At 66.9% G+C, this 8,928-nt stretch carries 14 protein-coding genes; all 14 read left to right on the forward strand.

Annotated features, from left to right (window positions below; all coding sequences use genetic code 11):
• A partial coding sequence (locus tag WC683_17835; protein MFA4974471.1) for a major capsid protein occupies nucleotides 1–705 on the forward strand: 705 nt, incomplete at its 5' end.
• 9 nt (nucleotides 706–714) lie between these two features.
• Complete coding sequence (locus WC683_17840) at nucleotides 715–876, forward strand: hypothetical protein (GenBank protein ID MFA4974472.1); 162 nt, start codon at nucleotides 715–717, stop codon at nucleotides 874–876.
• Nucleotides 877–879: 3 nt separating this feature from the next.
• A complete protein-coding gene (locus WC683_17845; GenBank protein ID MFA4974473.1) occupies nucleotides 880–1,158 on the forward strand; it encodes a hypothetical protein in 279 nt (92 codons plus the stop codon).
• Nucleotides 1,159–1,165: 7 nt separating this feature from the next.
• Entirely contained in the window at nucleotides 1,166–1,519 is a 354-nt protein-coding gene (locus tag WC683_17850) for a hypothetical protein (GenBank protein MFA4974474.1), read from the forward strand.
• Between the two features lie 18 nt (nucleotides 1,520–1,537).
• On the forward strand, nucleotides 1,538–2,902 hold the full coding sequence (locus WC683_17855; protein ID MFA4974475.1) for a hypothetical protein: 1,365 nt from the start codon (nucleotides 1,538–1,540) through the stop codon (nucleotides 2,900–2,902).
• An 18-nt stretch (nucleotides 2,903–2,920) separates the two neighbouring features.
• Complete coding sequence (locus WC683_17860; protein MFA4974476.1) at nucleotides 2,921–3,658, forward strand: hypothetical protein; 738 nt, start codon at nucleotides 2,921–2,923, stop codon at nucleotides 3,656–3,658.
• Nucleotides 3,655–4,200 (forward strand): phage virion morphogenesis protein, encoded by a 546-nt coding sequence (locus WC683_17865; protein ID MFA4974477.1) that lies wholly within the window; start codon nucleotides 3,655–3,657, stop codon nucleotides 4,198–4,200. The genes WC683_17860 and WC683_17865 overlap by 4 nt, the downstream gene beginning before the upstream one ends.
• The gene (locus tag WC683_17870) at nucleotides 4,197–4,754 is read left to right on the forward strand and encodes a hypothetical protein (protein MFA4974478.1); all 558 of its coding nucleotides are present in this window, start codon (nucleotides 4,197–4,199) and stop codon (nucleotides 4,752–4,754) included. Before WC683_17865 ends, WC683_17870 begins: the two co-directional genes overlap by 4 nt.
• A 10-nt stretch (nucleotides 4,755–4,764) precedes the next feature.
• A complete protein-coding gene (locus WC683_17875; GenBank protein ID MFA4974479.1) occupies nucleotides 4,765–5,103 on the forward strand; it encodes a hypothetical protein in 339 nt (112 codons plus the stop codon).
• Between the two features lies 1 nt (nucleotide 5,104).
• Nucleotides 5,105–6,838: a DUF2586 family protein gene (locus tag WC683_17880; protein MFA4974480.1), complete on the forward strand. Its 1,734-nt coding sequence runs from the start codon at nucleotides 5,105–5,107 to the stop codon at nucleotides 6,836–6,838.
• Nucleotides 6,839–6,853: 15 nt separating this feature from the next.
• Nucleotides 6,854–7,297 carry a hypothetical protein gene (locus tag WC683_17885; protein MFA4974481.1) on the forward strand — a complete coding sequence of 148 codons (444 nt, stop codon included), beginning with the start codon at nucleotides 6,854–6,856 and terminating at the stop codon, nucleotides 7,295–7,297.
• A gap of 83 nt (nucleotides 7,298–7,380) precedes the next feature.
• Nucleotides 7,381–7,752: a hypothetical protein gene (locus WC683_17890; GenBank protein MFA4974482.1), complete on the forward strand. Its 372-nt coding sequence runs from the start codon at nucleotides 7,381–7,383 to the stop codon at nucleotides 7,750–7,752.
• A 41-nt stretch (nucleotides 7,753–7,793) separates the two neighbouring features.
• Nucleotides 7,794–7,931, forward strand: a complete 138-nt coding sequence (locus WC683_17895) for a hypothetical protein (GenBank protein ID MFA4974483.1) — start codon at nucleotides 7,794–7,796, stop codon at nucleotides 7,929–7,931.
• A partial coding sequence (locus WC683_17900; protein MFA4974484.1) for a hypothetical protein occupies nucleotides 7,928–8,928 on the forward strand: 1,001 nt, incomplete at its 3' end. The genes WC683_17895 and WC683_17900, both read left to right, overlap by 4 nt.

Genomic DNA, 8,928 nt, shown 5'->3' on the forward strand with positions numbered 1-8,928 from the left:
TACTTCGCCTCGATCGGCGAGGCCGAGGATCTGGCGGCGGACGGCGACGCGCTGACGCCCGCCACCCTGACCGAGTCGAGCGAGACCTCGACCGTTGCCCACTCGGGCAAGGCGTTCGAGATCACGCGCTGGGCGCAGAGCGGCACGGGTGACCCCTACGCCGAGGGTTCGCGCCAGATTCTGGTCGCGCTCAAGCGGCGCCTGGACAAGGCCCTCATCGACGCGGCCAAGAGCGCCACCGGCTGGGGTTCGTACACCTACGACCGCAGCGCCATCGGCGACGGCAAGATCACCTACGACTCGCTCACCGAGACGCTCGCGCTGTTCGGTGACGAGACCGGGGACCTCGCGGCCCTTGCGCTGCACAGCAAGGTCTACAAGGACCTTCTGCAGATCAAGGACACCACGGGCCGGCCTCTGTGGGTCGACACCTCGGGCGTGGGCCTGCCGAAGCTGACGGCCCTCGGCATCCCCATCATCGTGAGCGATCGGCTCGCGGCTGTCGCGACCGTCTACCCCGGGCTGCTCCTGAAGAAGGGTGCCCTGGCTGCGTGGATCGACGACGCGGCGCTCGAGGTGCTCACCGACGTGGACGTGCTGACCAACGCGGACATCGCGGCGGTGCACATGTACTACGTGGTCCACCGCTACCTGCGATACGACGGGCTCAGCAAGCCCGGCGTGGCGATCCTCAAGACGAAGTGAGGAGTCGCCATGGGAGTCGGACCGATCAGGCTTCATCGCAAGCAGGCGCAGCAGAAGCGCGCGGCGGCCAAGACACGGGCTGAGATCGAAGCCGCTGCCGCGGAGCAGGCGCCCACCAGGGAGGCCGACAAGGCCCAGAGCGCGCAGCAGGATCAGCGGCGCAAGCACTGATCCATGACCGCCACGATCAAGTCGCACCGCAGGTATTGCCTGCTCAAGCGCAGGTACAACCTGCTGTGCGGCGAAGAAGGGCTCGCGGCGGTATGGCGCGCAAAGCAGGAGGCAGTGCCCTCAACGGCATTGCCTCCTACCTTCCCGGCGCTCTCCACGCTGGCAGCGTCCGGGTACACGACGAAGGCAGACATCGACGGGGCTGACCAAGACGAGCTCGTCGGCGTCGGACTCACGATCAGCGAGGCGGTGGCGGCGCTGGCCGCCCTCGCCCTGCTCTGAGGACATCATGGGATACAAAATGGAAAATGGTCGCTGGGCCGACACCGACGACCTGACTCTCGCTGACGCTCTGGCCGTGTCTGGGGACACGGACGGCGACAGCGTCGAGCTCGGGGACTGCGGCGTTGCCCGGCTCACTCTCACCGTGGCGGCGATCGGCGCTGGAACCACACTCACCGTCTACATCGAGACCTCCGCGGACGATACGACGTTCCGCGCTGTCTCGAACTTCACCGCAATCGCTGCACCCGGGGCCGAGATCCTCTCGTTCTCCGGCCTCGATCGCTTCGTGCGCGCCCGCTATTCGTTCGCGGGCGGAACCACCACCGCAACCGTGAGCATCAGCGGCGAAGCCGTCTGATCCAAGGGAGACACTCCGATGACTTCACCGTACGGACATCCGCAAGCCAACTCCGCTGAGAACCCGCCCACCTACACGGTACGGGCCAGCTACACCGCCGACGTTGCTGACCTCACGGCCGCAACGACCACGTGCGACACCGCCGTCACGCTCGTCGAGAACGACCTCGTGCTGCTCACCGAGCAGAGCACGGCCGCCGAGAATGGCATCTACCAGGTCGGCGTCGTCGCCTCTGGCGTGGCCCCGCTGACCCGGTACGAGAAGTGCCGCAGCGCCGCCGGCCTGCCTCCGGGCTCGACCATCTTCGTCTCCGAGGGCACGGCTCGCGGCAACACGCGCTACGTGCTGACCACGAACGCTCCGATCACGCTCGACACCACGTCGCTCACGTTCGGATGCCTCGACTCGATCATCCACGTCGGCGCGCATGCGCTGGTGCTGACCACGACGGGCGCCACCGGCGTCACGCTGCCCACCACGGGCACGCTCGCCACGCTCGGCGGAACCGAGACGCTGGTCGGCAAGACGCTGACCACGCCCACGATCGGCGACATGACCAACGCCGGCCACACCCACGCGAACGCGGCGGGCGGCGGGCAGATCACCGACGCGGCCCTGAGCGCGGCTGTGACGGCCGCCAAGGGCGGGACCGGCCAGGCCGGCGGCTACACCATCGGCGACATGGTGTACGCCTCGGCTGCCGCGACGCTCTCGAAGCTCAACATCGGCACCGCGATGCAGATCCTGCGCACGAACGCCGGCGCGACCGCTCCCGAGTGGGGCGGCGTCGACATCGGCCAGCTTCCCACCATCACGGCGGCCATCGGCGGCACGGGCCAGGCGGGCGGGTACGCCGTGGGCGATCTGCTCTACGCATCCGCTGCGGCCACGCTGAGCAAGCTGGCGATCGGAACCGCGAACCAGATCGTCAAGGTCAACGCGGGCGCGACGGCGCCCGAGTACGCGACCGTCAGTGGGACTGCCGACCACGTCACCGTGACCCCTGGCGTCGGGACTCTGGCGTTCGACGTGGGCGCGCACGTGGTCCAGCTCGCGGACGTGCAGACGCTGACCAACAAGCGCATCGTGTGCAAGCCGTACACGGTCGCGTTCGTGGGCGGCGCCGACACGATGGCGATTGCCGACGGCAACTACGGCTGGATCGACACCGTCACGCAGAACAGCACGCTGACGATCGACAACGCGGGTGCCGTGCTGGGCGACATCATCGAGGTCAACCGCGACGACTCGGACGCGTTCACGGTCGCGGTCACGGACGGCGTCACCACGTGGATCACGATGACGGCCAGCAAGTTCGCCGGCATCACGCTGCGGTTCAACGGAACCAGCTGGATCCCGGTGGGCGTCTACCAGCAGGCGTAAGCCCGCCCGGCCTGATCCATGACTGCCTACAACGAGACAGCCGTCACGCTTGCGGCCTCTGCGGCGCGCGGCACGAGCGGGACCGGCACTGCGGTGGACCTCGGTGTCTGCACCATGGCCCGCCTCGTGCTCGCGTGCTCGGCTGTCTCGGGGACCGGCTCTCCTACGCTGACCGTCACGGTCCAGACGAGCCCGGATCAGCTCGCATGGACGACGGCCACCGCGTTCACCGCCCGCACCACCGTGGGCACCCAGGAGATCAACGTCGCTGGGTGCTCGCGGTACGTGCGAGCCATCTGGACCATCGCCGGCACGGGCCCGAGTTTCACGTTCGGGGTCTCGGGCTCGGCATTCGTGGTCTACTGCAGCCCGACTGACCTGTACGGGCTGGCGATCCCACAGCGCGCCCTGGCCGACATCACGGCCGACACGATGGCGCGGGCCATCAAGAGCGCCAGCGAGGATTTGGATGGGCGGTTCAACCGTCGCTACACGTTCCCGCTGGTCTCCTGGTCGACGGAGCTGACGCAGCATGCGGCTGAGCTGGCTGCGTTCACGTGCCTGACCACGCGGGGCACGTCGCTCGACGGGCAGGACTGGGACGTTCTGAAGGACATCCGAGACTCGGCGCGCAGCTGGGCCAAGGGTGTCGGAAACAAGAGCATCGACCCGCCCGGGATCGTGGACTCGACCGCAACGGTCGATGAGGCCGGGCCGGTCATGTACACGAACACGAAGCGAGGCTGGGGCACGTGAGCGGCGTCGAGGGGATCGAAGGCTTCGACGTTCTGATCAAAGGGTTCAACCGCGTCGCCGAAAGCGGGATGAAGCTGGTCTCGCAGTCGCTCGCGGAGGAACAGGTCGACCTCATCAAGGAAGGGTTCAAGAACGGAACCGCACCAGACGGAAGCGCCTGGGCAGCCCTCTCGGAACTCAGCCGCAACGGCGACGGCGGTACGCCGCTCAACGATACGGGCAAGCACCTCAAGAATGCAACCCACATCGCGGCCGTGAGCCCGAGCTGCTATCGGGTAGTCATCGGGTTCCAGCACGCGAGCGTGCACCAGCGGGGTGCCGTCATCGTTGCGAAAGGCGCGCGCGCACTGTGCTGGCCGTGCATTCACTATCGCGGCAAGCAGGGCAAGCAGCGCAGGGAATACACTCACGCGTTCGCCCGGAAGGTGACGATCCCCGCGCGCCCCATGGTGCCAGAGGGAGCATTGCCTAGTCGCTGGCTCAGGAGCCTCCAGGAAGCATTCGACGACACGATGGACGTCCTGTTGGGGCACGGCAAATGACTCTCCCTTCCGGAATCCCCACGCTCCTGCTCGAAGCCAGCCAAGGGCTCGACACCCTCGGAATCGTCGTCAAGTTCGGGCGCAAGCATCTGAAGGACAACGACTCGCCCCCCGTGGTGATCTGGTACCCGACGCGGGACCAGGTCACGCCCGCACAGCCGCTGTCGACTGACACGTATCGGTCGATCCGAACCCGCAATGCGGGATTCAACGCGTTCATCTGGGGCAAGAGCTACGACCAGTCGGTCGCCATCGCCAAGGCGGTGATCCGGCTCGTCTGGACCTACAACCTGGCGAGCGCCGACTTCGGAGACATCGAGTGGAACGTCAAGGCGGACGACGCCTGGACGGTCGACGGGCACGGTTGCCTGCTGCCCGTGACGTTCCGCCAGCCGATCACCTCCCAGGTCGTGGCGATCCCCACCACCGAGACGGCGCTCGAATCGAACCCGACGCCCGAGGACATCGTCACAACGGTCGCCGCAACACCGGGCGACCACGAAGCAACGCTTGACGTTCATCTCGCCAAGTACACGAAGCCAACACCGCCATAGGAGGCGACCCGTGGACAACAAAGAGACGAAGGCGGCGCCGCCTGCGGCGACCGCGACGGAGAAGTCTGTCCAGTCCGAGGAGCGCAAGACGCTCGAGGCCTGGGCGGCAGAGCAACCGATCGGCCCGTACAAGCCGGGCAAACCCCTCAAGGCCGGCGAGCGCGAGACGCGCGAGGCCGAGAACCACAGGTGCCATTTGGCCGGGCTGCGGATCATCGCGCTCCGCAGGTTCGGGGCATTCGAGGGCGCCGAGATGACGCTCAAGCAGTTCCGCGAGGTCTGCAAGGAACTCACCGGCCACCCCATCGGCTACCAGCAGCACGGCGTGATGCCGGCGAAGGCGGTGTGACATGACCCTCCCCTCACGATCCCTCACGGTCAAGAGCGGCGGCAACGGCGTCGCCCAGGGTGGCGACAACGTCCACGCTCTGATCGGAACCTGCACGCTGGGCACTGTCGGCGTGGGATACACTTTCACCGACCCGGGCCAGATTGCAGCGGTCCTGGGCTACGGCAACCTGGCTGACGCGGCCAGCTACGAGCTGGAGAACGGCGCCGGCTCGATCATCTGCTATCGCGCCCTGGACAGCGTTGCTGGCGTCATCACGACCGCGACCCCCTATGTCTCCACCGGAGACACCGGCACGTGCGTGGCGAGCGGTGCGCCCAACAACCGCTACATGGTGACGGTCGAGATCACGACCACGGGCACGCTCGGGACCGCGGCGTTCAAGTACGCGCTCGACGACGGGCCCGATGAGGACACCGTGAATTGGTCGCTTCCGGTCCAGGTGCCGGGAGGCGGGACCTACACGATCCCCAACACGGGCATCATCCTCACGTTCGCGGCCGGCGCCGGTCCGACGTTCTTCACCGCGGGCAACAAGTTCCACTTCAACACCACCGCTCCCGCGTTCCAGAGCGCCGACCTGACCACGGCCATGGACGCGCTCGCGCTCGGCGGCTCCTACTGGCGATACCTGCACATCGTGGGCGAGATCACGGCCGGGCTGGCCGCGACGATCGACACCAAGATGGAGTCCTTCGCCACGTCGCACAAGTACCGGCGTTGCTACTGCGAAGCCGCCGACATGGATCCGATCAGCGCCGTTACCAAGGGCGGCACCGCGCCTCCCGACGTCACGGTCTCGGGCATCCCGTACAGCAGCTGGAACGTCAAGATCAAGACGACCCTCATCGGCGCGCTCGGCGTCGCGAAGTTCCAGTATTCGCTGGACGGCGGCAACACCTACAACGGGACCGACATCCTGGTCACGGCCGTCACGGGCATCAACCCGATCGGCGTGCTCGGGCTCACGTTCACGTTCGGTGGTGCGATCGGCAACATCGACAACACCTGGACGTTCAACACCTGGGACAAGAACGACGCGGTCTGGATGGCGGCCCTCATCGCGGCCTATGCGGCATTCGCCAGCGCGAAGGGCCGCGTCATCGTGGGGGCCGGCTTCATGGAGGTTGGACTCCCGTCGGGCGCAAGCGTGCGCAGGCCCATCATGTGGGGAGCAAGCGCGCTCCGCTCCAAGATCGGCATCGAGGTCGACCTGGGCCAGATCGAGGACGCCGGCCCGATCGCTGGCTGCGCCTCCCTGTCCCACGATGAGGACAAGGTCCCGGGCCTCGACACGGCGCGCTTCATGACGGCGCGCACCTGGGAAGGCATTGCGGGCTACTACTTCACCCAGGGCTGCACGATGGCGGCTGGCGGGTCGGACTTCGACCTTGACCAGTATGGGCTTGTCATGGACGCCGGCTGCGAGGCAGTCGACGCCACGCTGGCCCTGCTGTGCAACAAGCACATCCGCGTCTACAACGACCCCGCGAACCCGCTGAACGGCTGCATCGACGAGCGGGACGCGCTCGGCTTCGACCGCAAGATCCTGACCGCGCTCGAAGACGCGACCGTGAACCTGGGGCGCGCTTCGGACTGCACCGTAAGGGTGCACCGCAACGACAACGTCCTGTCTACGAGGCAGATCCTCGTGGACTTCGAGATCGTCGGGCTGGGCTACGTCAAGACGTGGACCGGCACGATTGGCTACAAGAACCCCAAGATTTCGGGGTGAAGGTGAGGCATTCCGATGGCTGATCAACCGACCATCAACGGACTCGACTACGACTTCGCCACCGTCGAGCTCAAGCTCGCGGGCGCGGGGTATCTGCGCGTCAAGGACTTCAGCTTCGATGACGACCTGGAGCCCGGCCTCGGCTACGGCACCAGCCCCGAGTACGTCGCCGAGACGATCGGGCAGTACAAGGCGACCGGCTCGATCACGCTGTACCTCGAAGCCGCCAAGCTGTTCCGCGACACGCTCGGAGACGGCTATGGCACAGTCCACTTCGACATCGTTGCGAACTTCGCCCCGCCCGGCAAGGCCGTGCTGACCATCACGGCCACCGGCTGTCGCGTCAAGAAGGTCGGGGACTCCGGCACGGCCGGCTCCGACCCGCAGACCGAAAAGTTCGACCTACACATCCGCCGCATTCTTCGCGACGGCAAGTGTCTCGTTCCGACGCTCTCCTGAGCGCCGCCACACGGCTGGGCGCACCGGCTCCGCGCTGAGGCGGGTCCGGGCGCCTGGCCCCTGCCGAAAACATGAGGCTGAGCATGATTCCTCCCGTATCCCAAGAACAGATCGAAGAGCTCGAAGCGAAGCACGGCGGCAAGCTGTACGCCTGCGACACGCCGCAGGGGATCGTGTATTTCCACCGACCCCCCAAGGGCGAGTTCCAGCGCGCGGCGCAGGTCGCGGCCAACAAGGACGCCAGCCTCGCACAGAAGGTCAACGCGCAGGAGCTTCTGTGCGCTTCGTGCGTCGTGCACCCCACTGCGGCCATGCTCCGCGAGTTGTTCGATGAGTTCTACGCGTTCAGCGGCCCGATCGCAGAGTCGATCTCGCTCGTAGCGAAAGGGGATGAGGCGGCGCGCGTGGGAAAATCCAAGAGCGCTTCTACCTCGCCCGAAAGAACGCATGGGTAGCGGCCCAGTGTCTGCTGGCGTTCCGCCGTGCGCCTCCGTGCGTGCACGGGCCGGACGATCCAACCGACTACACGCCAGCGGACTACACCGACGACGAGCTGATCGGCGGGCTGTTGGAGGCCGAGAAGATCAACCTGCTCCGACTGCTCGCCTCTGCATGGGGCGCTAAACTGCCATGAGCGAAGTCAGCCTTACCGCACGACTCACCGACCAGGTCTCGGGACCTGCGAAGGCGGGGGCTGCTGCGCTCAAGGAAGAGGCCGCTGCCGCCAAGGCGCTCTCACAGGGGCTGGCGGCGGCGGGCGGTGGGGGCAGAGCGCGTGACAGCTTGGGCCGGTTCGTCGGCGGCGCTTCGCCTGGCTTGGCCGACGCTGGCGCCAAACTCAAGGGCTTTCAGACTCTCGCCAAGGGCATGTCCGAGATCCCCCTGTTCGGCCGGCTCATCGGCGACTCGGAGAAGTTCGGCGGCACGCTCGCCAAGATGTTCGGAGGCAGCAAAGCGGGCGGCATGCTCAGCGGCCTCGGCACCATGTTCGAGGGCGTGAGCACCAAGCTGGAGGGCATGGGCATCGATCCGAAGGCCGCCATGGGAGCCCTGGCCGGGGGCGCAGCAGCTGCAGCCGCAGCCGTCGTGGCCGTTGGGGTCGCGATCGGCATGGTGGTCTTCAAGCTGGGCGAGCTCGCTGCCAAGGGCGCGATGGCGTTCGCCAAGATGACGGTGGAGTCGGGGATGTTCCGCGAGAACACCCTGATCTCGCTCACGACCATGCTCAAGAGCCAGGAGGCCGCCGACCGCGTCTACGCCAGCGCGATCAAGGTGGCGCGCGAGACGCCGCTCGAAACCCAACAGGTGATCGACGCCTACACGAAGATGCTGGCGGGCGGGTTCAAGGAAGCAGACCTCGAGCCCATGATGCGCGGCATCTCGGACTTCACCTCGGCGCTCGGGCCCGAGAAGCTCGACCAGGTCGTGCGCGCGTTCTCGCGCATCAAGACGGAAGGCAGACTCGGCGGCGAGGCAGTGCAGCAGCTCGCCGACGCGGGCCTGCCGATCCAAGACCTGATGAAGAAGCTCGGCGTCAAGAACATGCAGGACATGTACGGCATGGACGGGGCGAAGGCTCTGGCCGCCATCATGGAGACCATCAACGAGCGCTTCGGCGGCCTGTCGTCGGC

The sequence above is a fragment of the bacterium genome, from assembly GCA_041648665.1.
Classification (GTDB): Bacteria; UBA10199; UBA10199; order 2-02-FULL-44-16; family JAAZCA01; genus JAFGMW01.